This is a genomic window from Desulfogranum japonicum DSM 18378, from assembly GCF_000429945.1.
In the GTDB taxonomy this organism is placed as follows: domain Bacteria; phylum Desulfobacterota; class Desulfobulbia; order Desulfobulbales; family Desulfobulbaceae; genus Desulfogranum; species Desulfogranum japonicum.
Genome location: NZ_AUCV01000046.1, coordinates 28,822 through 51,598, shown reverse-complemented (window position 1 = coordinate 51,598; position 22,777 = coordinate 28,822). Strand labels below are relative to the sequence as shown.

Here is a 22,777-nt window from a genome sequence, read left to right as displayed (position 1 = left end):
GACCACAGGGAGACTCCGATCGCGGCATTTACCGTATCTCCCAAACCCAAGGCGTTGTCATGTTGTGCTGACTTACCTGGAGACTCGGCCTTGTATGCCGTTTCTGTTCGTCGACTCATAATTTCGGAGTCTCGTACCTCGCTTACCTGCACTCCAGCTTCCTTCAGACGAACCCTCGCGAGATCGCCCTTGCTTTCGGCTAGTATTTATGTTCCTGTCATCTCGACAGTAACAGGGTTTACATACAGGGGACTTGCACCCCATTAGATCACGCCCATGCCGGGCGTACACCAGCCAATCAACACGGACCGCAAAAACATCGCGGCATTGAAATTTATGATGTCCGCATACAGTTCAATAATAAATCAGCTATAACCAATCGCATTTTGCGGCCGGTTATTGCAACGTTATCTTTAAAATAAAATGAAACTATGGGACTAGACGGTGTAGAATTAATTATGGCAATTGAAGAAGAATTTCGAATTGTCATTACCGAACAAGAAGCAATCAATATCTACACCCCAAATGATCTAACTAACCTCGTATTCTCAAAATTAAGGCAAAATGAAAACTCTGGTTGTTTATCACAGTCAGTTTTCTATACCGTGCGGAAAAACCTAATTGAGATAGCTGGAGCATCTCGTGGTCAAATAAAACCAAATACTCACCTATCTGAACTAATAAGCAAAAAAGAGCAAAAGAAAATTCTTAAAAAAGTAACGACTCAATTATCTGGAAATCAAGAAGTATATCTTGATTTCGCTAAGCCTGAGTGGCTTAACTATCTCACCAACCTATGCGGTCTTTCGATTTTCGTTATTTGCTTGCTACAATCTGATTATCATTTAACCTTATCTATTGTAATCACGATTATTTTTCTACTAATCTTCAACACTGCAACTATTTCTTTGAAAAATGAATTGCCCAGAGAATTTCAAACAGTGAAAGATTTAGTCAAAATAACTACATCATTAGATAGTACTATTTGGTGTAGAGAAGACGTTTATACCAAAGTAAAAGAAATTATTGTTGAGCAATTAGGGGTTGGTCCTAACCAAGTATTACCAGATTCACATTTTATCGATGACCTGGGTATGGATTAAAAATTAGATAACCAAACGCTAAACATGGATTTCGCAAACAGCCGCGAAACCAGTTAGCTCCACGTTAGTGCGCCAGGCGCAGCTTGGCGCTTCTTGCAGGGTGCCCCGCTTATAAGCGGAAAGTCCCTGTCGGGCAAAGCCTAGCCAGCAGCCCGTACCGAGAGTTGCGTGACTCGCGGAGCCATCTGGCGAACAACAGTCGTGAAGTGTACACAAGGAACATTGCAGGCCGCAGAGGAGACGTGCCTCCCTTAAGCAATTCAGCCTCGTCTGAGTAAAATGCAGTTGGCGACGATTGTAACGTATCGGATGCCAGAACAAAGGAATCGTAATGGCAAGATTCTGGAGGGACTGCCTGGGTCCTAGAGCGTGGCATGGGGTGAGAGAAGTGTCAGAAACCTGGGAGGCCCATTTATCTCCTCTCAAAACGGAGGTAAGATGTATCAACCACAAGAAGAACATCTGATGGGTAAAAGGGAGTCAGATCATCCCATAGTACTCCGAGACGGTAGGACCGATCACATGGGGAAGGGAATAACGGTAGTATGTAGCTCGCAAAAGAAACATATGCAAACCTCACTGCGGGGGATAGCAAAGGAAGCCAAACTGCTTCTGTACGAAGCGAATACTATTGAGGAGCCCTATGCGGAAAAACCGCACGCAGGGATCTGCAAGGGGACGGTCGGGTAACTGGCCGTTCTACCTCGATTGCTCTGAAAAACACAAACTAAATTTTGGAATAGCAAAGGGGCATCTATGCATGAATCGATTGAAAAATATGTAGAGAATTTAGATGATAAAACAAAAATACGGTTCATGATTTTGTATGAATTAATACATCATAGTACATCTGAAAGAGTTGAAGAAAAATTATGGGCAAAATTACCATCATTTTATGTTGGTGAAAATTTTGTTCGTATTATTCCATTTAAAGATCATATTAATATTGAAGCAAAATCCGTCATTCAGAATAAAGAATCCCTTAAAGAGTTCAAGATAACTCCCAAAGGGATGCTTCAAATTCAGCATATACAAGGCGTTCCGAAGGAAGTTCTAAAAAAAATCATCAAAGAAAGTTTTGAATGAACTTCAAAATTACGAAAGAAGGTGCATCAAAATGGTTAGGCCACGTTTTGACTCAATAAACCTGAAAAATTAACCGGATGAACCGACGACCATCATGTTATGCTGTTAATTTTATCCACTTGTAATTCACACCAACAAATTGAATAATCCAACCAGGAGTTCATATATTCTAATAACTGGCAGCAACTTGAGCAGAATAAAGCTAATAAAACAGATAATCTGTTTTCAGGGTTAAAAAAATGGCTAATACATTTTCAGAGATAAAATTGCTTCAAGTAAAACCAGATAAATTTGACGAGTTTGAAGAAATAATTAATTTCGCAGCGAAAGAACAGGAAAAACAAACAAGCTCCTTTTGTGTAAAATATATGAAAAGATTTTATACTATGAACGGTTTGATCAAAGAAGGATTGCCCTCAGAGAATTAACAAAAATTGTAAAATGTGTTAAATAATATTCATATTGGGAGTTTAATAATAAAGAAAACTATGGAAAAGCTACTGGGTGTTTTTTTGACAAATACCAGAAAAGCATTATGAAATTACCTATAATGCCATTTGATATAAATTGCGGAAATTCAGTTTACTAATTCAAAACAGGCGACAAGAAAAGGATACTTTCAGGAGAAGCCGCAAGCGGAATCGAATTATAAAGATTATAGAAAAGCCGTTAAACAAGTGCTCTATGTTTAAACAGCACAACAATGCAAATTAACTCGGATGCAAATTCCGCTGCGCTCCATTTGCACTGGTTATTTGCAACGTTATCTTCACAAAGGTATGATGATTTTTTGGGCGAGGCTAGATAAATTATTACGTTCCACAAAACCGGTTATTGATAGACCAAAAGGATCGAAGCATCCTAAATATCCAAGCATTGTGTATCCTTTAGATTACGGTTTTTTGGAAGACACATCAGGTGGAGATGGTAATGAAATTGATATTTGGTGTGGATCAGGAGATGCTGCGAAACTGGTTGCAATTGTCTGTACGGTTGATACTATGAAAAATGACACAGAGATTAAGCTAATACTTGGATGTACCGAAGAAGAGATTGATATCATAAATCAATTTCACAATGATAATCAGTACATGTCAGGTTTAGTCATTAAAAGAAACGGAAAATGAAAACAAGCTGTTTCTCAGGTTTGGAGTCTATGTAGAAGTAATGCAGTAACTCTGAGGTAACAACTATACACAGCTGACGGCTATTCGAGCTTTTTAATTATCACTTTTCCTAAAGGTCGGGGACGTATTGCCGTTCCGATAAACGTTCATGGAACGCCGCAGCTGATACACATGTTCTCGGCGACTACTTCGCCGAGAATCGCAATTAGCTTTTAAGAGACACAGGAGAATGTTGGAATGAAAATGAATCCGGAAAGTTTTGTTGCTATGAAAGGCTCAAAGACCATCCCTATGTTGACAGCATATACCTGTCCGGTTGCTAGAAGTATAGAGGAGGCTCAGGTTCCGGTGATTCTTGTTGGCGATACCGTCGGGATGGTTGAAATGGGCTTTGATAGCACTCGTGATGTTACCATAGAACACATGGAATACCATATAGGTGCTGTACGCCGTGGTGCGAAGAGTACGCACATTATTGGTGATTTGCCTTATGGTACAGATGTAAATCCAGAAACAGCATATACGAACGCTCGGCGTCTCATCCAAGCGGGCGCCGACAGCGTGAAGCTGGAAGGACCAAACATCCAGGTCATTCAGTACTTGGTGAAACACAACATTCCTGTCGTAGGTCATACAGGTTTACTTCCCCAGACTGCTAAAAACTTCAAACAAGTCGGCCAGTCTAGTGAGGACGCAAAACGAATCATAAACGAAGCTCAAGCAATACAGAAGGCGGGTGCATTCATGGTTGTGCTTGAACATATTCCGTATTCTCTAGCAGGGAAAATCACCAAGATTTTGTCTATTCCCACTATTGGAATTGGTGCTGGACCGGATTGTGATGGGCAAGTCCTTGTGATCAATGACGCATTAGGGCTTGGTGACTACTGGCCTCCTTTTTCCAAGCAGTATGCATATGTCAGTAAAACCGTTTTAAAGGTGGCGACGGAGTTTTCGGAGGAAGTAAGGTCAATGAAATTTCCGAGCAACATCATTCAGTTCACTGGTACCGACAGAAGTTAACGAATAAGGATAGATTGTGTGAGTGAGGAACGAACGAACCACAATCTTATCCGTGGCTGGACAAGCCCGTCTCTATAAGGAAATATATATTTTTCAGGTATGTTCAGATTGCGCTGCCGGGACAGCAGCGCTGAACTCAGGGCGCAAAAATCCATTCGCCTGACCAGGCGTTAAAAAAACACGATGTCCATAATCAATGGAAGCCTCCCTGCTATTGTTGGCTGTGAAGCGGTGCCTCGATTACCATTTAGCCAGGTTGACGGTAATCATTTCTGAATCTCAGGATGCGCATCGGTCTGTTGCAATGCGGACATGCAAACACCGGTCGTGGACTTGATGAAACTCTGAGAAAGGGCGTAAATGTAGCCGGTAAAGTTCTCAATGAAGATTGAAGGGCACGGTCTCATCAGCCCCTTCCCCCATATTATCCAGAGGGGGCATTGTACATTTGCGGTGATTAAAGCTATTATTCGCCGCACAATTTGCGTCTTTTAGTTGCCTCTACGGAGAATGATCAATACAATATCCGTAAACGAGACGGAGATGATGCATGTGGATTCATGAAAAGAAAAACTGGCCAAATTTCATTTGGGACAATGAAACCCTTGCGTCATTACTCGCAGAGGCCCGGCACCGACAAGGCCGTTTATTGGGCAAGATGGAGGTATTAGGTTTTCCGATCAGGCAGGAGGCCAGCCTGAATATTCTCACAACCGATGTTGTAAGCTCGTCAGCAATAGAGGGCGAAAGACTAGATACTGATGAAGTCAGATCTTCCATTGCCAGGAGATTAGGTATTCCTCTGTTAAATGACAAGCCTGTTGGTCGCGACGTTGAAGGCATTGTTGAAATGATGTTGGATGCGACGCAAAATTTCGAACAACCATTGACTGCAGAGCGTTTGTTTGACTGGCACGCGGCTTTGTTTCCGACAGGTCGAAGCGGTATGCACCGCATCACCGTTGCAGCCTTGCGACCTGCAGAAGCAGGCCCGATGCAGGTTGTGTCTGGTCCAATAGGACATGAAAAGGTGCATTATGAGGCACCGGAAGCATCAAGGCTTGATGCGGAAATGACGACGTTTCTTTTATGGTTTAAAGCTGACCTGAAGCTTGATCCTGTTATCAAAGCTGGTATTGCCCATATATGGTTTGTCACTATTCACCCATTTGAAGCTGGTAACGGACGGATTGCCCGTGCAATTGCGGATATGGCTCTGGCAAAGGCAGATGGTACGCCCAATCGTTTCTATTCCATGTCCAGACAACTTGAGAAGGAACGTAAAGAATATTACAAACAGCTTGAGAGACAGCAAAAAGGCAGTCTTGATATTACATCCTGGCTATCCTGGTTTTTGAGCTGCTTTTCCCATGCTATTGATAATGCAGAAGACATACTGTCCTCGGTCCTTTTTAAGGCGGCACTGTGGAACCGGATTAATCAAGCTCCAGTGAACGAACGACAGCGGCTTGTTATCAATCGTTTGCTCGACAATTTCAAGGGGCACATGACCACATCGAAATACGCCAAAATTGTCAAATGCTCCCCGGATACTGCGCTTCGGGACATACGGGAACTCGTCGCCCGTCAATTCCTGATTCAAAATCCTGGTGGAGGCCGAAGTACAAGTTACCGCCTGATAACGGCAGAAGAGTTGGAGTAAGCTGGTGAGGGGAACGAGAGAGTTAAACAACAGGGTATAAGCGAAATGCTGATTGTTTCAGATTTATGGGTGGCAAATAAAACAACTCAAAAACAGCTGGTTAAAGCGTCCAAAAATTCCCTTTCCAACGCCAAAGAAGTCAGTAGCGGGATATAACATCACCTGTAACTTCTTGATTTTGTGTAGGCGAAAATCTTCTCCTGACAACCTCCTGGACAGGGCTCCCCTAAATCCGAAACAACAAGGAAATTGACAAGGATACATTTTGCTGTTTTTTCGGATGAAGCGGCTTATAACCTCGGTCTTAGCGGATCGTTGATCTTTTTAGGGCTACTTTAAATAGTAGTTGCTTATCACCTCACCGCTCGAAAAGGCGATCTGACAATCCAAATTATTTACAATAAAGCAACGGCGCGAGGACGAGAATGAAAAGTGCACCGAGAGTTGTTTGTTGGTTGGTCCTGTTGTTTTCCCTGATTTATTTAAACGGTTGTTCCATCGTCAAAGCAATCAAGACCGTCAACGGCGGCCAGCTTGTCTCAACGAACGTAACCCCGGCGGTGGTTCCTTTCACCCTCACGGGGCATCCGATTCTCATCAAGGCCCGGATCAATAATTCACCAAAAGAATACACCTTTATGCTTGATACGGCCGCGCTCACCATCGTTCGTAAAGAAGTGGCGGAGGAACTCAAGCTGCCGCAAGGTGTCAAAGTAGCCATGCGGGGGAGCGGCGGCAACAGTAAAGAAATCGATTTAATTACCCTGAACAGCCTGAGAGTCGGTACTCAGGAAGTTGCCCAGTGTGCTGCGGGGGTCATAGACATGTCCTTTCTCAATTTCAAGGATGTTGCAGGGGTGATTGGCTCCAATTTCCTGCGATACTTTGTGACAACAATTGATTTCACCAACAATACCCTAATTCTCTCGCCTCCCAGGACACAGCACGCACCGCCAATGGGAGGTATCACCATACCTTTCACCATTGATGCGAAAAACGGCTTTGCTCCGGCCATTGATTGCGTTGTGGACAACGAGATCCATGATACCGTACTCATTGATACCGGCGCTCCTGTTTGTTTAATCCCTAGCTATATGGTCAAAAAAACCAATGGTTACAAACGTGGTAAGACGATCAAAGCCATAGGCAGCATGTCGAAGGGAATTGGCGGACTTTCCGAGGAAGATCATGCGGTGCGACTGGATGACCTCAAAATCGATGACTTGCTCTTCCATAATGTTCCAACCTTCTCCCATCTCTCCAAAAACGGACAACTCCTCATCGGCAACCATATCTTGAGCCGGTACACAGTCACATTGGATTACCCGAACGGCCTGATGACCTTAGTACCCAATGGTAAACCCTTCATGGACAATTTCCCCATTTACGGCCTGAATTTGGACAAACAGGATGAGAAACTGCTGGTAGTCGGTTACTGGCCCAATTCTCCTGCAGCCAAAATGGGACTGAAAATTGGCGATGAAGTAATTCGACTCAATAACTCCAAAGCGATGAATTTCTCCGCACTGGATTTAATGAAATTATTTATAAGCGAGGATACAGAAGGTGCGATCGAACTGGAAATTCTGCGTGATGGTGAGAAGAGACGCGTTGTTTTGCACAAGGAGAACATGTTTCCACCCGTGCGCTAACTCAGCCGGCTTACTGCCGACACGGAGGATGCAGGAATATCAGAATCACCCATGATAAGTATCTGGAAATTTAAGAAATTCAGAGGCGCGATATTTAATTCCGACAATAACATTCTGCGGACAAGCCGCAGATGTTCATGCTATACTTCATAGGAGCACAGGTGAGATTTAATAAAAAACTAAAAGCCATTTGGCAACAAAACAATTCTTTGGTTTGTGTTGGACTTGATCCAGATTTATCACGTTTTCCCGAGCAATTGAAAAATATCTCAGAATCGATATTTCATTTTAATAAAGCAATTATTGATGCAACCCATGATTTGGTTTGTGCGTTTAAGCCGCAAATAGCCTACTTTTCAGCCGTATCTGCTGAGAAACAACTTGAACAAACAATAGATTATATAAAGAAATTCTATCCGCACATTCCTGTTATCTTAGATGCGAAGCGAGGAGATATAGGTAGCACCGCACAAAAATATGCAATCGAGGCATTTGAACGGTATGGGGTAGATGCGGTGACGGTTAACCCGTATTTGGGCCGCGATTCTGTAGAGCCGTTTTTGTCATATAAGGATAGAGGAACCATACTTTTGTGTCGCACATCTAATCCAGGAGCAGGTGATGTTCAAGATTTAGAGATTGACGGTGAACCATTATACAAACGCATAGCTCAGGTAGCCAGCAAACATTGGAATACAAACAAAAATTGTCTGCTCGTCGTTGGAGCGACGTGGCCATCCCAAATGTTAGAAATAAGAAAAATAGTAGGTGACATGCCATTGCTTGTACCCGGAGTTGGTGCTCAAGGTGGAGATGTAGAGGCAATGGTAAAATCGGGTCAGACCAACGATGGCACGGGGATGATCATCAGTTCATCAAGAAGCGTTTTGTACGCAAGTAGCGGTGGTGATTTTGCCGAGGCAGCAAGGGCTGTTGCGTTAGAATTGCGAGACGAAATTAACAGATACAGAAAAATAGTATAATCGGGTAGCCGGGGGAGTCTCTGCCCCCACACCACCAAGCAAGCGGGTCCGCACTTGGCGGTTCCCATGAGCTCGAGCCGTAGCCGGGTAATGAATCTTTACCCATAGATCTTTGATAGAAAGCAAACCTTGATTCTTAAGCCATTGATTGGTCATTCCAGACTGAGTTGCCAATGTACGGGATAATCTCCACGGGCCTTTCCGGCTCAAACCGAGCGAGATGGCAGTTCGCAGGAAGGTACCGAGCTTGGTTAGCTCGCGAACCTTAGTGCGGCAGTAACGCCACGGCTTCAAGTAGCACATGCGTACCCTACGACGTAACCATTGGTAGAGTTCGGGTTTTGCCCGATACAGCCCCGATATCCCGTAATACTCCATCCAGCCATGTAAATACTCTGCCAACTTGAACAGTCTATAGTCCATGGAAACAACGCCCCAGCTCCGTCCGGTAAATGCTTATCGGCACCAAGACCTGGGCAGATAACCGCAGACTTCGACGGCCTGTTGAATCAAGCGGTCAAGGACGGCAGGAATCCCCAGAGGACGAGTCCCCCCTGTTGCCTTTGGGATATCTACACGTTTGGCCGGTAGGGGTAAGCGTAGAATCCGAAGATTTATAACTGTCTGCAAAGATGGATGAACGAATCTCTGGCCAGTGCTCCCAAGCATAGGCCATGAAGTCGTCAAGGACCATGTTATCCACACCTGGCGCTCCACGGTTGGCCTTGTGTTTCCAGGCTTCACTCAGGTTGGCACGGGAAAGAATCCGCTCCAACAGGTATTCTTCGGAATCGGGCTTATCGTCAACGCGCCGACCAATTGCTCCCCCCGGTCAGGTTCATCTCACTAGCCGAGCATGACGGGCCTTTTCCCTTCTCTGGATTCAGTCCTTACTCCGCTGGCGGCGAACTGCTATGATCTCTGCTGACTCCTGCCCGGCCACCAGACATGTTGCCATGCAAAGCGCTTTCCAACGGGAGTTGGATCGCATACCGTAGAGGCCTCCCCGAATAAGAACGTGAACTTCCCTTGTACAACCACGCCATTTACCGTATTTCCTGTTCCTTGGGCATTGACATGTGGTGCTTGCCTTACCCAGAGACTCGGCCTTGTATGACGTTTCTGTCCGTCAGCTCACAAGTTTGCACTCCATCTTCCTTCCGACCCTACCTCGCGGTAACGCCCTTGCCTTCGGCTAGTAATTTGTGTTACGTTTCAAAACGTTACATGGAATACTTACAAGGGAATTTAACCCCATGAGTTCACGCCCATACCGGACGCACACCACTGCGTGGACAGCGGATCGAGAAAACGATGCTATTTTTAGCTTTAACGCAGTCATCAATGAACTTTACATTAAATAGGCACAGCTCGTTTTCCCGGCCGTTCACGCAGAACGTTGGACATGCCACCCATCCGAAGGACAGAGATAGATGAAACAAAATGGTCCCAGTTTAACCGCCAAAAAAGTTGCAATGATGCGAGCAGCACATCAAATCCTTGATAATCCCAAGGTATTCGAAGACCATCTATCGTTAGACATTATCGACCCTCAAGATGTTTCAGCAATTCATTCAGAAAAACGAAAGTTCAAGACAAGGTTGCACAGCTATCTCAGGGCTATCGTTGTCGCACGTAGTAAATTTGTTGAAGATGAACTATCTGTTGCCATCAAGCGCGGTGTCCGTCAGTATGTTATTCTTGGTGCCGGCCTTGATACGTTTGCCTATCGTAATCCGTATTCAAATGACGGTTTGAAAGTAATTGAGGTTGACCATCCAGCCACACAAAAATGGAAACGCCAGCAACTTGATGCCGCAAAGATCCCCATACCAAATAATTTGATTCTGGCTCCAATAGATTTTGAAAATCAGATGTTAGCAGATCAGTTGCATGAAGCTGGATTCAAGACGGACGAGCCATCCTTTTTTTCGTGGCTTGGCGTAACAATGTATCTGAACAGAGAAACGATGATGGCAACGATGAATTACATTTCCTCATCAACACCTTCCGGAAGTGAAATTATATTTGATTATACCACTCCACCTTCTTCACAGAATTTTTTACGTCGATTTGTATTCCGATTAATAGCCCGAAAAATTGCGGCTGCCGGAGAACCTTGGCGAAGTTTTTTTGATCCAAACTCTCTGGTAGCGGATTTAAAAGCTATCGGATTCACACAAGCTGAAGATATTGGGCCGGATGAAATCAATGCAAAATTTTTCGTTAATCGTACCGACAAGTTAATGGTTGGTAATTTCGGGCATTTGATGAAAGCACAAGTTTGAAATAATGCCCAATCGGGTAGCCGGGTGGAGTCTTTCCCACAGCCCCATAGCCGTCAGGCTAAGCCCCTTTATCCGGCCACCTGTACTACCTCACTTGGACTTGGGCCTAGGTCAGAATCATTTTTTTCTAAACCGTTTTTTCTTCCTGAGCCGCCAGGCGATCCTTAAATGGCCAAGCTCATGTCTGATCCAAACGCATCTTCACTCGAGGAGAGATGAAAACCCAACGTTTTCTCGGCTCATTACTCGCACGTACCTGTCATGAGTCGATTGCTCGATAGCATGTGAAACCACGGTTTTTTCTGTCAATTCATCGACTCTGTTTTTAATCTTAGGCTTGCGTCAGTTATTGTCGATCAGGGCGTCAACGCCTCTTTCTTCAGCTGCTGTCTTATAGCGATAAAGAGTGTCTCTTGAGAGGCCCATAATTTTGCATGCCCGTGAGACTTTAGAGAGTTCTTCTGCCAGATTGAGTAATCCGATCTTGTGTTTTACGATACGTTCGTTACCATGAAGTATGAGGGTTATCTCCTTTAGTTTTGCTTTTTTGTTGGCACCGAAATCAAAACTGCTAGCTCTCATCTTTTCAAGTGAGGTGTCAGATCAAGTCGAAACTATTTCAATTGATAGTTCGTTCCCCTTTTCAAGGAGGTCTTGGATGAAAGCCAACCATCCTCATGCAAAGCTCCATGCCTTGGTTTCAAGCAATGAAGACTGGTTGATGAACTCCATCCTACATTATGCCATCGAATATGGCTACGCAGCCTACACATCAACTTTAGTCGAACCCTGGCGCCTCTCCATTAGCGGACTTTCCGAACCACTTCTTAAATCGCTTACCGAACATCAAGATAACCTTGAATTGCACCCGGATGAAGACTACACCAATGACATGATCGCCTCCTTTGGCATACTTGAAGCACAAAGACACCGGCAACGTGGGGTCACCCTCCCCATGTTCCTTGGATTTTTTAAATATTATCGACAAAGCTACCTTGACCTTCTTGAACTGGAGCCTTTGACTCCGGAAGAAAAAAAGTGGGCCTCTCATTATCTGGAACGTTTTTTTGACCGTATCGAGTTGGGTCTGGTCCATGAATGGACCAGCAGCAGCGATGCGGCGAAAATTCAGGAACTACAAGTAGCAAATCGCAATATTACCAACGAGAAAAACAAATATCTCACTTTGTTCGAAAGTCTGTCACAGCCTGTTATCCTACTCAACGACCAGGGAATTCTCGACCGAATCAATCACGCCGCGGCACAGTGGCTCCAGGTAGCGAACGACAAACGTTTTTATTCTATTGATTCATCTATTCACATGATCAATCAAACCCTGTTCGGAAAAAAATATGACGAAATATTCCCATGGCTTCAGGGAATAATCCACAAACTCAACGATAGCCAAAAGGTCATTGTTGAACATCACAGCATTCTCAAGAACGACCGACAGTTAGAGATTGATGTTCTATGCTCGGCCATGTGCGATATCAGCCGTAAGTTCAACGGCTTTCTTCTAGTCTTTTCAGATAATACCCATGAGTATAATTTAATAGCGGAGCAAAAAAAACTTCATATCGAGCGGTTGCAGGCCAACAAACTCGAATCAATTGGCCAATTAGCTTCTGGGATAGCCCATGAAATCAACACCCCTCTCCAGTTTGTAAGCTCTAATATTGAATTCCTTTCTGATAGCTTCGTAGCACTGAACGACATAATTACCACCCTTGCCGATGCCGCACAAAAGGAACACTTTTCTTCAACACTGTTTGAAGAGTGTCTGGAAAAGGCTGATTGGTCCTACCTGGAATCAGAAATTCCAATTGCTGTCAAACAGTCCCGGGAGGGGATTACCAGAGTGACCTCAATTGTCCAGGCGATGAAGGAGTTCTCCCATCCAGGCCGCAAGGAATTTGAGCTTCTCGACCTGAACCATCTTATCGAAGTAACGACCACGATCTCTAAGAATGAGTGGAAATACTGTGCTGAACTTGTCCTCGACCTTGCACCGGATCTGCCTCAAATTCCATGCCTGGCCAATGAAATAGGCCAAGTACTACTCAACCTCCTTGTTAATAGTGCCCATACTATCCAAGAACGGATTGAATCGACTGAAAACAAAGAACCAGGCCTGATTACGATCAAAACTGAGTTGGAAGGATCAGTAATTGTCATTCATATTTCCGATACCGGCTGTGGGATTCCGAAAGCGATCCAGCCGAGAATCTTCGATCCCTTTTTCACGACAAAGGCAGTGGGTAAAGGGACAGGACAAGGTTTGGCCATTGCCTACAACGTCATTGCAACCAAGCACGGAGGTAGTCTAAGTTTTCAGACAATCCCAGGACGAGGGACAACCTTTACGATCAAACTCCCCATTAAAAGACCTGGCCGTCAACAGCAATCTTGATAGTGAAGGAGCAGGACAAGCCGCTACAATACCCTGAAACATCAGGGCTATAATCTCGGACACAACTATGGCCTGGGCAAAAAACACTTGAGCGCTGTTTTTATCCATCTGATGTTGCTTGCTTTTCTTGTTGATCAGGTACAGCAGTTCTGCTGCCCGCTGTTTCAAGCAGCCAGGGCAAAGCTGAGGACGAACAGGGCATTATGGGAGCGAATGCGCAACTACTTCAACACGTTCATAGCCCCTTACATGGAAGCGATTTTACGTATAATTGCCCATGGATTCGAGTACCCACCTTGCCCGACATTTGACTAGCAGATAATGGGCAACAGACAATTTGGCAAAGATCAGGTGCCTCCCGAAAAGTATCTTCGGTAGGCCGAATGGATAACTACGCTCTAAAAACAGTGCGTTAGGCAACTTCGAAGCGAAACAACCGCGACTCTTAGGGATTCCTCCTTTGAGAGGTGAAATTACACCGGCAAGTGCCGTTTCATAGGAAATGTATACTCACAACCGGTTCAAAGGGGGAGTGGCTGACTAAACAGCCAACACTTGATATTACTCCTATATCTCGTCGGCCTGATTGTGCAAGATAGCTAGATTCTGCTGCCAGTTTTAGGACAGTCCCTTTTGCCTCGTTCCAATAACCATTCTTATTGGCGTTTAATTCGAGCCGAGATTTACTCTGTTTACAGGCGCAACAGCTAACTATGTTGGCATTCCCCCATGACTGCCAGCGTTTACATAAGCCCATCTATAGCCGGCAGTCGAGTGAATCACAATATAACAAAAACGTCATGCCTCAGCGAGATCTTTGCACTGTTTGAATATAGGGCTCAGGCAATTTCGACAGAGAATTGGATCAACTTTAAGCATTATTGTGTTGACGGCTTCTTGCTGGGTGACAAAAATATTATTTTTGCCGATCTGATCCAAATAGCCTCCTCGTTCCAGTATATTGTATACTTGGGGCTGCAATTCGCAGAGGTAGAGGCCCCCTCGCTGGCTGGCGCGGCGCTTTGCTTCCTGGGCAAGTAGTTCAGCGCCGGCGATATCGATAAAATTGATGCCACAACCGAGTATCAGCACATGGCGTTTGCGAGGGAGCGTTTTATCAATATTATATAAAAATTCGCTTATATGATTCACGGCACCAAAAAACAGTGGACCGTCAATACGAATAATCTTCAAAAAGGAACACTCGGCCTCTGATTCGATAAGTGGGGGGCCAGCGATCTCTGGATGCAAATTGGGCGCGAGATTGATGATGCGTGGATGGGCGGTACGATTCAGGTAAAGAATCAACGAGAGCAGCACTCCTATGTAGATGGCAAACTCCAGGTCGAGGAAAAGGGTTGCAAAAAATGTGGTCATCATAACCGCAGTTTCTTCTTTACTGGTTTTCAGGATGGTGCGGATATGATGCACATCAATAAGATGATAGGCAACCATAAGGATGATGCCTCCCATGGCAGCGATAGGCAGATACGCCGTCAGAGGAGCGACAAGCAACAGGAGTAATGCCAGGAACACTGCTGCAAACACTGCGGAGAGAGGGGTTATGGCACCGGCCTGGTAATTGATACCGGAGCGGGTGAAAGAACCTGATCCGGCGTAGCTGGAAAAAAAACACCCAATAACGTTGGACAAACCCTGGCCGATGAACTCCTGGTTGCCATCTATGGGTTGGTGGGATTTTGCCGCTATGGACCTACCAATGGACAGAGCCTCAATAAGTCCAAGAAGGGCGACCGCCAGTGCATCGGGTGCCAGTTCACGAACGGTCTCGACGGAAAAATCCGGCAGGGACAATGGCGGAAGTTTGGCCGGCATCTGGCCGACCAGGGTGACACCGTGCTCACTGCCATGAAGCAGAAGAGAGAGGAGGCTACCTATGACCATGGCAAAGAGCATTCCCGGCCAGCGCGGAATCTTTGCCCGAAAATAGACCGCGAAAATCAGTGTGACCATGGCCACGGCAAAAACAAACAGGTTGACTTGATTCAGCATACCGAAAATATTCAACCATACTTCGAAAAAATCGTGGCTACCAGGCAGCTTGATACCCAGGACATGCTTCAGTTGACTCGTGGCGATGAGAATTGCCGCACCTGAAGTAAACCCAATAACCACTGAATGAGAGACAAAATTGACGAGCGTTCCCAGTCTGGCCAGACCAAAGGCGAGTTGATACACTCCGGCAAGGAATGTCAACGTCAACACAAGTCTTATATATTCAGCACTACCGGGTTCGGCAAAACTGCTGACGGTACTGAAAACAACGATTGAGATTGCTGTTGTAGGACCGGATATCAGATGCAGGGAAGAGCCGAAAAGCGCTGCAACGACAGGGGTGATAATAGCAGTGTAGAGGCCATATTCCGGTGGAAGACCAGCAATCATGGCAAAGGCTACACCTTGGGGAAGAACGATGACAGCACCAGTGATACCGGCTAAAAGGTCGGCTTTTATTGTGTCCCATCCGATAAATCCCCACCAGCGCAAAAAGGGTAGCAGTTTGCGGAGCCTGGATTTAGCCTTGTTGGTCGGTGGTGCATAGATATGTTTGGGTGTCATGTTCGGCTCTTTGTCTGTTGGGAAAGGGATTGCCGGATTTTAATCTTCTACAATAAAGGGAACGATATTTACGTTTATCTTATTTACCCCCTCAACGTTTTCCACCATGCACTTCACCTTTTCCGTGATATTTTTTTCATCTGCCCGCGAGCCACGGACATTGATAAACACGTCACCGCCCCCTGAATCGACCATTACTTTCGGAAAGCTCTTAATCAGCTCAGCCTCCACTTGGGCGGCCAGCGCTTCGTCGGCCAGCATGCGGAGACTCTCTGGGGTAGTGGCAAAACAGGGTTGCTGGACTGTATGCAGAATAACGGAAACAGCCTGGTCAACATTCATATTGCCGATATGAATGATCATGTCATAAAGTAGCGGATTCCAGGTATCCTGGCCGAAAATCTGGATTCCCCATTTGCGCCGCTCTGCATCATCATTCACCAGCATCATACGGGCTTCTTCAGCAGAGATATTTTCACGCCTCATCTCTTCACGGACGCGATCCTCTAGGTCGGCACTGATTCTGATTTTTAGAATATTTGGGAACTGTTGAAGAAAAAAATGACTGCCCAATCCGTGAAAGACAATATTGTCGCGTTTAAGGTGGTTGAGAAGTGCTGCTCGGAAAAACGCGATAAAACGCTCCTTACCATAAGAAAAGCGGTCCAGAATAGTCGGAGCGTCATGAATGGCGCGTACCAGTTTAAGTTCAGGAATATTGAAATGTTCAGATGCTTCAAGAATGATTTCCCGAGAAATACACTCATAATCGAGCGCATCGGCAAGTTTCTGAGCAACCTCTTTGCCTCGGCTGTATGAACCTCGAGATATTGTAATTATAGACATAGTCATTCCTCCGGGTCGCAATACCATAATAATATTATACGTCAGGGAATGTAATCGGCAAGTGACAGTTCAAGATTGATTAGTACCATGCCAGTTCCATGCGCTTTTTAAGTTTCTTACCAACAACCATTCTTATTGGCGTTTAATTCAAGCCGAGATTGACTCTGTTTGCAAGCCGTAACATGTAGGATTTGAATTTGAACTGCAAACGACCTTGGCCATACTAAGCCCCTGCACAGTTCGACATAATGACTGATTGGCGTTTTTTCCGACCTGTTGCATCCTACATCACCACAATAAGAAGTTGTGTTGTGGTGGAGCGGCCTGATCTGATTTGGCAAAAGCAAAAATTACAGGCTGTTACGTAGGAGGGGACTAAAAGGGGCATTAGAATGTTAACCCTTTTGTTACTTTCAACTGCTGCGCATTTCCAGAAATAATAAGCTTGTATCTTTATTTGTAAAAATATCTAGTATTTTTTTGATATAAAAATGATATTAATTTCAAAAACAGTAACTATATTGACACGCGTCGAACGCGCTGAATGCGCTCTTGACGCTGCAACAGTATTTGAAGCAGAGCTCATAGGGAACGAACGATGGCTGGTCTTGCTGCAGCCAGGGCTAGGGGTCGGTTAGGAGGCAGACCGAGGAAAATGACTAAATACACTTTAAAAATGGTCATAGCCGTAATGAGTGATAAAGAATCTAATGCCTTAAACGTAGCCAAAAGTTCAGGATTACGACTAGTACGCTCTATAGTTACGTCAATGGTGATGGCACTGCCAAAGAAAAGGGGCAACGCCTGCTAGATAAAAAGGTCGATTTATAGAAAAAATAAAAATGTCACACTGACCAGGTAAACCGTCTGATAAATCCGATCGACCGTTTCAGTATGACACTTTATCACTTAGGATGATACTTTACTTCTTACACAACAAAATAGTAAAGAAAGGCCCCCCTATTCCACAGTAACACTTTTGGCTAAATTCCTGGGCTGATCCACATCACAACCGCGACGATTAGCGATCTCATAGGAAAGCAGCTGTGCCGGTATCGTGTACAGGATGGGGTTCAGGTCATCAATCACTTTAGGAAGATAGAGAACGTGCTCGGTGAGATTGGATAAATGCTCGTCACCGGCTGTTCCAATAAGTACCAGGCGTCCCTGACGTGCCTTGATTTCCTCCAGGTTGGAAACTGATTTCTGATACACTTCATCCTGCGGTACAAGGCCCATAACCGGCATATCCTTGTCTATCAATGCAATTGGCCCATGTTTGAGTTCTCCGGCTGCATAACCTTCTGCGTGGATATAGGAAATTTCCTTAAGTTTGAGAGCACCTTCCAGAGCAATGGGAAAGTTCATACCGCGTGCAACAAAAAGAAAATCCCTGGAATCATAAAAACTTTCGATGAGCGCAGCAATCTCCTCCTGTAATCTTGGAAGCAGCTCTTCAATGGTTTTAGCCAGGTCAATAAGCGCTGCCCCGTAAACAATCCGCTGTTCTGAATCCATAGTTCCCCTGACCTGCCCCAGATAAAGGGTCAGCAGGAACAACGCCGCGAGCTGGGAAGTAAATGCCTTGGTAGAGGCCACGCCAATTTCAGGCCCTGCATGGGTATAGATTACGCCATCTGCTTCCCTGGTCATGGTTGAACCCACCACGTTGCAGATGGTAAGAATTTTGGACCCCATTTGCGCCGCCCTGCGAATGCCAGCAAGGGTGTCTGCCGTTTCCCCGGATTGGGAGATGGATATGGTCAGCACTTTATCATTGATCAACAGGCTTCGATATCTGAATTCCGAGGCAATATCAACCTCAACGGGAATTCCCACCCATTTTTCTATCCAGTATTTGGCGATCAAAGCTGCATGCCATGATGTTCCGCAAGCTACCAGGGCTATACGCTCAATGGACTTGATGGCTATGTCATCCAAACCGATTTCCGGCAACTCTATCATACCTGTATCAGGCACGATGCGTCCACTCACAGTGTTGAGAATAGCCTGGGGCTGCTCAAAAATTTCCTTAAGCATAAAATGCCGATACCCGGCTTTTTCCGCCATTGCTGCATTCCATTCAATGGTGGTTACGGGTTTATTCAGAGGTGTGGTATCATCCACAGTTGTTATGGTGTATTCTCCTTTTCTGAGAACAGTCATTTCCTTGTCATCGAGGAAAATCACATCTTTGGTATAAGGCAATAATGCAGGTACGTCGGAAGCAATGTAACAGGCATCTTCACCAACTCCCATGACCAGCGGGCTATGATTACGGGCAGCAACTATCATTTCCGGCTCTTTCGCCCACAATACCCCCAAAGCGTAGGATCCTTCGACCAAGGTAAGAGCCTTTCTGACAGCTTCTTCCAAGTCGTCATCAAGATGTTCTTCGATGAGATGTGCCAGAACCTCGGTATCGGTTTCCGATGAAAAGACATGCCCCCTGGCAAGCAGGTCTTTTTTGAGGGTATTGTAATTTTCGATAATACCATTGTGAACAACCACCAGTTCCCCAGTACAATCCGTATGCGGATGGGCATTCATTTCCGTAGGTGCACCGTGGGTTGCCCATCTGGTATGACCGATGCCGGTGCTGCTTGCCACACCGATATTTTCGTCAACGGTATTTTCCAGGTTAATCAACTTGCCTTCGGCACGGTATCTAACAAGTTTCCCCTCATGCTGGTACACCAGGCCTGCAGAATCATAGCCCCGATATTCCAACCGCCTCAGTCCTTCTAATAAAATGGGAACAACCCTTCTCGTTCCGACATACCCTACAATTCCACACATGTTTTAATCCTCACAGTCGCTATATCAATACATTTTGTACATAGTTACAGGGGTAGTTTTTCTCTCTAGTGCTTTACCTCGTATTGCGTAAGTAATACAGGTACACCGTATGTGTGATAGCAATCAGCTGTCGAATTACGGTGTACCGGTATAAGTACCCTTGAGGAAAAGCATGATCATTCAAAGCTGGAGTAGCAGTGAACAATTCCTAAATTTCCTTAAAGCGAATATCTTTACGGTATGGTAGCATACTCTTTATGCTAATGACAGCCAAGTCACATGGTTGCAATAATTAAAAAATAATTTTGCTACTCTCTGAAAAAATTATATAAATAGAGTAACATTATTTGTTGTAAGGACGTAAAACATGGATGCAAGAGAACGACTCAAAGAGTTACTGCTAGAAAAATCATACCGCGAGGGAACCTTTACCCTGACCTCCGGTAAGACTTCAGATTTTTATGTGGATGGCAAGCAGACCACCCTTGATGCGGAAGGTGGATACCTGTGCGGCAAACTGCTCTTTGAATTGCTGCAAAATAATGAAACCCCCATAGACGCTGTTGGTGGTATGACCCTGGGCGCTGATCCACTGGTCACAGCTGTATCTGTTGTCAGTTATCTGGAAAAACAACCCATTCCCGCGTTTATCGTCCGCAAGGAAGCCAAGGGACATGGGACAGGCAATTACATTGAAGGCAAATCAAACCTGAAGCCCGGTGCGGTGGTAGCTCTGGTTGAGGATGTGGTAACCACTGGCGGGACTCTGCTGAAAGTCATTGAAAGAGTGGAGAATGAAGGGTTTAAAGTTGGCCTGGTTACAACCATTGTGGACCGCCAGGAGGGTGGAGCCGAAATATTGGCCGAACAGGGCTATCCGCTGAAAGCGGTCTTTACCAGGGAACAGCTTATAGGAAAACCCAAGCCGTGAAATGTAAAAAATGCGAGGGTACCCTCCAGGTGCACCGCAGGTGCAGAAAAATACGGCTCAAATGCGATCGGTGCCAACATGAATACCATATTCATGAAGTCGCCGCTGACCTGGATGCGCAGACAGAAGCTCAACTGGAACGGTTTACAGCAATCATCTACGACTGAGAGATATGGCAACGGTTAAAGCACACGTCAGACAAAATAATACAGTTACTGTAACCTGTCCGGCCTGTGCTAACATAAAGACTATTGCCACTGAAAAATTTCGCAAAACCAGTCATACCATCAAAGTCCGTTGCAGCTGTAAACATGTTTTCCAGCTGCAAATGGATTTCAGACAGCATTTTCGCAAACCCGTCAACCTCCCCGGCACCTACGCCATCCTGAAAAAAGGCCGCGGTGGCGGAGTCATTCACATCCACAACATCTCCCGTGGCGGCATAGGATTTACAGTCTCAGGGATGCATAATCTGCAGCCCCAGCAGGTCATAAACCTGGAATTTCACCTTAACGATAAAGCCCAAACACTTATTAAAAAGGAAGCCACAATTCGCACAGTGATCAATAACAAAATCGGTTGCCAATTTTTCGAACGTGACGAACTGGGTAAAGCACTGGGCTTTTTTCTTCGCAGTTAACCTTCTGTCAAAAGAGTCTTTTCAAGTATATCCTGCGCCCTGATCAAAAGGGGTTCAAGGGAAGATGCATCAATTGCACTGACAGCCACCCCATCGAGACGGTTCAGCCCGGTCAGCGTCTCCATAGAGGCCTTATCTATTTTATTAAATACGTTCAGACAGGGAATGGAATCCAGGTCAAGTTCGCGCAACAGAGATTCCACAACCTCTACCTGCTGCTGCCACATGGGATTGGAAATATCAATGACATGCAACAACAGGTCTGCCTCAAACAGTTCTTCCAAGGTTGATTCAAATGCCTTGAGTAATTCCGCAGGTAGATTGCGGATAAACCCCACGGTATCGGTCACAATAACTTCCAAATCCTGGGGGAATCGCAATCGTCTGCTGGTCGGATCCAGGGTGGCAAAGAGCAAATCCTCAGCTTGAATATCGCTGCGTGTAAGCGTGTTCAGCAGGGTTGATTTTCCTGCGTTGGTGTACCCAACAAGGGAAATAACCGGGACATCCCGCTTACGCCGCCGATTTCTTCTATGAAATCGTTGTTGGCCGACGTTTTTCAATTCTTTGGCCAGCCGGGCTATGCGATCATTAATTCGTCGCTTGTCAATTTCCAATCTTGTTTCGCCAGGGCCTCTTGCACCGATACCACCGGTGAGACGTGATAACGCATCGTCTCGGGTAGTCAATTTTGGCAGCATATATTTAAGCTGGGCCATTTCAATTTGCAGTTTACCTTCCCTTGATCTGGCACGACCTGCAAAAATATCCAGAATAAGCTGGGTACGATCAATCACCCGTAAATCGGTATGATCAGTGACTGAACGCATCTGCGAAGGACTGAGTTCCTGATCAAAAAGCAGCAGATTGACACCAAGCCGCAAACTGGTCAGCATGATTTCCATCAACTTACCACGCCCCAGTATAAAACGAGGATGCATCTGTTTACGCCGCTGAATCACTTCACCCAGAACAACAACCCCTGCAGAACGGGCCAACTCAGCGAGTTCCGCCATGGAATCCTCCGCCTCCACACGCGAACCTGTTGAAACGCTGATGAGTAATGCACGATCATGATCTGCATCTACTTCCTGCAATGGACGGGCACGAACAAATTCACCTTCCAAGGCCTCAATGAGCTCAACACAGGAGTAAGACTGATGTGCCGGATGTTCTGCCTCAAGCACCTGCCAGTCTCGATCATCCACCTTCCTCGGGAGAAGGTGAGCTGTGTACAACAAATCAGGAAGATCATTATCCAAGGTCAGTACAGCCATAAGATCCAGACGCAGACAGGCCATATCCATGATATCTTCATCATTGATCCCTGATTTGCCGAAACTGGTATGCACACAGCGTAATCCTCGCAAACGGCCACCGGCAGTTCCCACATTGGGGAGCGCCGGGATGACAATGCGATCATGATCACCAACAATAACCTTGGCAATGATGCCTGACCGGTGGATGAGTAACCCGATCTGCCGATTGATCTCGGCAGAAAGTGAAGCCAAGGTACGGGCGATGTCTCGACCAACAACATCTGCAGGTGAAACCTTTTTCTGGGCCAACCGTTCCAACGCTCGTAAATGCTGCCTTTTCAAACCATTTTTATTTCCAACTACGGCTCCTATGAGAGACCTCCATCT

At 45.4% G+C, this 22,777-nt stretch carries 20 protein-coding genes and 2 pseudogenes; 15 read left to right on the top strand and 7 right to left on the bottom strand.

Annotation, left to right across the window (positions count from 1 at the left end):
* Positions 1 to 983 precede the first annotated feature (983 nt).
* From G493_RS34860 to pyrF, 9 genes and pseudogenes are all read left to right on the top strand, one after another.
* Positions 984 to 1,100, top strand: a pseudogene (locus G493_RS34860) (acyl carrier protein); the annotation flags it as partial.
* Between the two features lie 441 nt (positions 1,101 to 1,541).
* Positions 1,542 to 1,793 carry a hypothetical protein gene (locus tag G493_RS0118405; protein ID WP_028581589.1) on the top strand — a complete coding sequence of 84 codons (252 nt, stop codon included), beginning with the start codon at positions 1,542 to 1,544 and terminating at the stop codon, positions 1,791 to 1,793.
* A 66-nt stretch (positions 1,794 to 1,859) separates the two neighbouring features.
* A complete protein-coding gene (locus G493_RS0118400) occupies positions 1,860 to 2,189 on the top strand; it encodes a hypothetical protein (RefSeq protein WP_028581588.1) in 330 nt (109 codons plus the stop codon).
* Between the two features lie 239 nt (positions 2,190 to 2,428).
* Entirely contained in the window at positions 2,429 to 2,617 is a 189-nt protein-coding gene (locus G493_RS34045) for a hypothetical protein (RefSeq protein ID WP_205623710.1), read from the top strand.
* A 291-nt stretch (positions 2,618 to 2,908) separates the two neighbouring features.
* On the top strand, positions 2,909 to 3,316 hold the full coding sequence (locus tag G493_RS0118390) for a hypothetical protein (RefSeq protein WP_205623709.1): 408 nt from the start codon (positions 2,909 to 2,911) through the stop codon (positions 3,314 to 3,316).
* Between the two features lie 237 nt (positions 3,317 to 3,553).
* Positions 3,554 to 4,339, top strand: a complete 786-nt coding sequence (gene panB, locus G493_RS0118385; protein WP_028581586.1) for a 3-methyl-2-oxobutanoate hydroxymethyltransferase — start codon at positions 3,554 to 3,556, stop codon at positions 4,337 to 4,339.
* Positions 4,340 to 4,889: 550 nt separating this feature from the next.
* Positions 4,890 to 6,002: a Fic family protein gene (locus G493_RS0118380; RefSeq protein ID WP_028581585.1), complete on the top strand. Its 1,113-nt coding sequence runs from the start codon at positions 4,890 to 4,892 to the stop codon at positions 6,000 to 6,002.
* Positions 6,003 to 6,427: 425 nt separating this feature from the next.
* Positions 6,428 to 7,654 carry an aspartyl protease family protein gene (locus G493_RS0118370; protein WP_028581584.1) on the top strand — a complete coding sequence of 409 codons (1,227 nt, stop codon included), beginning with the start codon at positions 6,428 to 6,430 and terminating at the stop codon, positions 7,652 to 7,654.
* 161 nt (positions 7,655 to 7,815) lie between these two features.
* Entirely contained in the window at positions 7,816 to 8,637 is an 822-nt protein-coding gene (gene pyrF, locus G493_RS0118365) for an orotidine-5'-phosphate decarboxylase (protein ID WP_028581583.1), read from the top strand.
* Between the two features lie 90 nt (positions 8,638 to 8,727).
* On the opposite strand, the pseudogene G493_RS34430 reads toward pyrF, so the two are convergent.
* Positions 8,728 to 9,087: pseudogene (locus G493_RS34430) on the bottom strand (group II intron maturase-specific domain-containing protein); the annotation flags it as partial.
* 67 nt (positions 9,088 to 9,154) lie between these two features.
* Positions 9,155 to 9,412, bottom strand: coding sequence for a hypothetical protein (locus G493_RS34425; RefSeq protein ID WP_028581582.1), 258 nt, complete (start codon positions 9,410 to 9,412; stop codon positions 9,155 to 9,157).
* Between the two features lie 658 nt (positions 9,413 to 10,070).
* On the opposite strand from G493_RS34425, the gene G493_RS0118355 reads away from it, so the two are divergent.
* Positions 10,071 to 10,925: a class I SAM-dependent methyltransferase gene (locus G493_RS0118355; RefSeq protein ID WP_028581581.1), complete on the top strand. Its 855-nt coding sequence runs from the start codon at positions 10,071 to 10,073 to the stop codon at positions 10,923 to 10,925.
* A 342-nt stretch (positions 10,926 to 11,267) separates the two neighbouring features.
* On the opposite strand, the gene G493_RS34855 is transcribed toward G493_RS0118355, so the two are convergent.
* Positions 11,268 to 11,507: a helix-turn-helix domain-containing protein gene (locus G493_RS34855; RefSeq protein ID WP_084813649.1), complete on the bottom strand. Its 240-nt coding sequence runs from the start codon at positions 11,505 to 11,507 to the stop codon at positions 11,268 to 11,270.
* A 76-nt stretch (positions 11,508 to 11,583) separates the two neighbouring features.
* Between G493_RS34855 and G493_RS32480 the strand changes: the two genes are divergently transcribed.
* Both G493_RS32480 and G493_RS34415 read left to right on the top strand, forming a co-directional pair.
* Entirely contained in the window at positions 11,584 to 13,335 is a 1,752-nt protein-coding gene (locus G493_RS32480; RefSeq protein WP_051309518.1) for an ATP-binding protein, read from the top strand.
* A gap of 87 nt (positions 13,336 to 13,422) precedes the next feature.
* On the top strand, positions 13,423 to 13,650 hold the full coding sequence (locus G493_RS34415) for a hypothetical protein (RefSeq protein ID WP_232363792.1): 228 nt from the start codon (positions 13,423 to 13,425) through the stop codon (positions 13,648 to 13,650).
* Between the two features lie 483 nt (positions 13,651 to 14,133).
* Here G493_RS34415 and G493_RS0118340 read toward each other — a convergent pair whose 3' ends face one another.
* From G493_RS0118340 to glmS, 3 genes are all read right to left on the bottom strand, one after another.
* The gene (locus G493_RS0118340) at positions 14,134 to 15,915 is read right to left on the bottom strand and encodes a SulP family inorganic anion transporter (protein ID WP_051309516.1); all 1,782 of its coding nucleotides are present in this window, start codon (positions 15,913 to 15,915) and stop codon (positions 14,134 to 14,136) included.
* A gap of 39 nt (positions 15,916 to 15,954) precedes the next feature.
* Complete coding sequence (locus tag G493_RS0118335; RefSeq protein WP_028581578.1) at positions 15,955 to 16,761, bottom strand: cytidylate kinase-like family protein; 807 nt, start codon at positions 16,759 to 16,761, stop codon at positions 15,955 to 15,957.
* Between the two features lie 960 nt (positions 16,762 to 17,721).
* Positions 17,722 to 19,560 (bottom strand): glutamine--fructose-6-phosphate transaminase (isomerizing), encoded by a 1,839-nt coding sequence (gene glmS / locus G493_RS0118325; RefSeq protein ID WP_028581576.1) that lies wholly within the window; start codon positions 19,558 to 19,560, stop codon positions 17,722 to 17,724.
* A gap of 367 nt (positions 19,561 to 19,927) precedes the next feature.
* Here glmS and pyrE point away from each other — a divergent pair, with 367 nt between their 5' ends.
* The 3 genes from pyrE to G493_RS0118310 are packed head-to-tail and all read left to right on the top strand — an operon-like array spanning position 19,928 to position 21,131.
* Positions 19,928 to 20,491 carry an orotate phosphoribosyltransferase gene (gene pyrE, locus G493_RS0118320; protein ID WP_028581575.1) on the top strand — a complete coding sequence of 188 codons (564 nt, stop codon included), beginning with the start codon at positions 19,928 to 19,930 and terminating at the stop codon, positions 20,489 to 20,491.
* On the top strand, positions 20,488 to 20,658 hold the full coding sequence (locus G493_RS33865; protein WP_167332855.1) for a dual CXXC motif small (seleno)protein: 171 nt from the start codon (positions 20,488 to 20,490) through the stop codon (positions 20,656 to 20,658). The genes pyrE and G493_RS33865 overlap by 4 nt, the downstream gene beginning before the upstream one ends.
* 5 nt (positions 20,659 to 20,663) lie before the next feature.
* Entirely contained in the window at positions 20,664 to 21,131 is a 468-nt protein-coding gene (locus tag G493_RS0118310) for a PilZ domain-containing protein (RefSeq protein WP_028581574.1), read from the top strand.
* Here G493_RS0118310 and hflX read toward each other — a convergent pair.
* Complete coding sequence (gene hflX / locus G493_RS0118305; protein WP_084813647.1) at positions 21,128 to 22,732, bottom strand: GTPase HflX; 1,605 nt, start codon at positions 22,730 to 22,732, stop codon at positions 21,128 to 21,130. The two genes, G493_RS0118310 and hflX, sit on opposite strands and share 4 nt — an antisense overlap.
* Between the last annotated feature and the right edge of the window lie 45 nt (positions 22,733 to 22,777).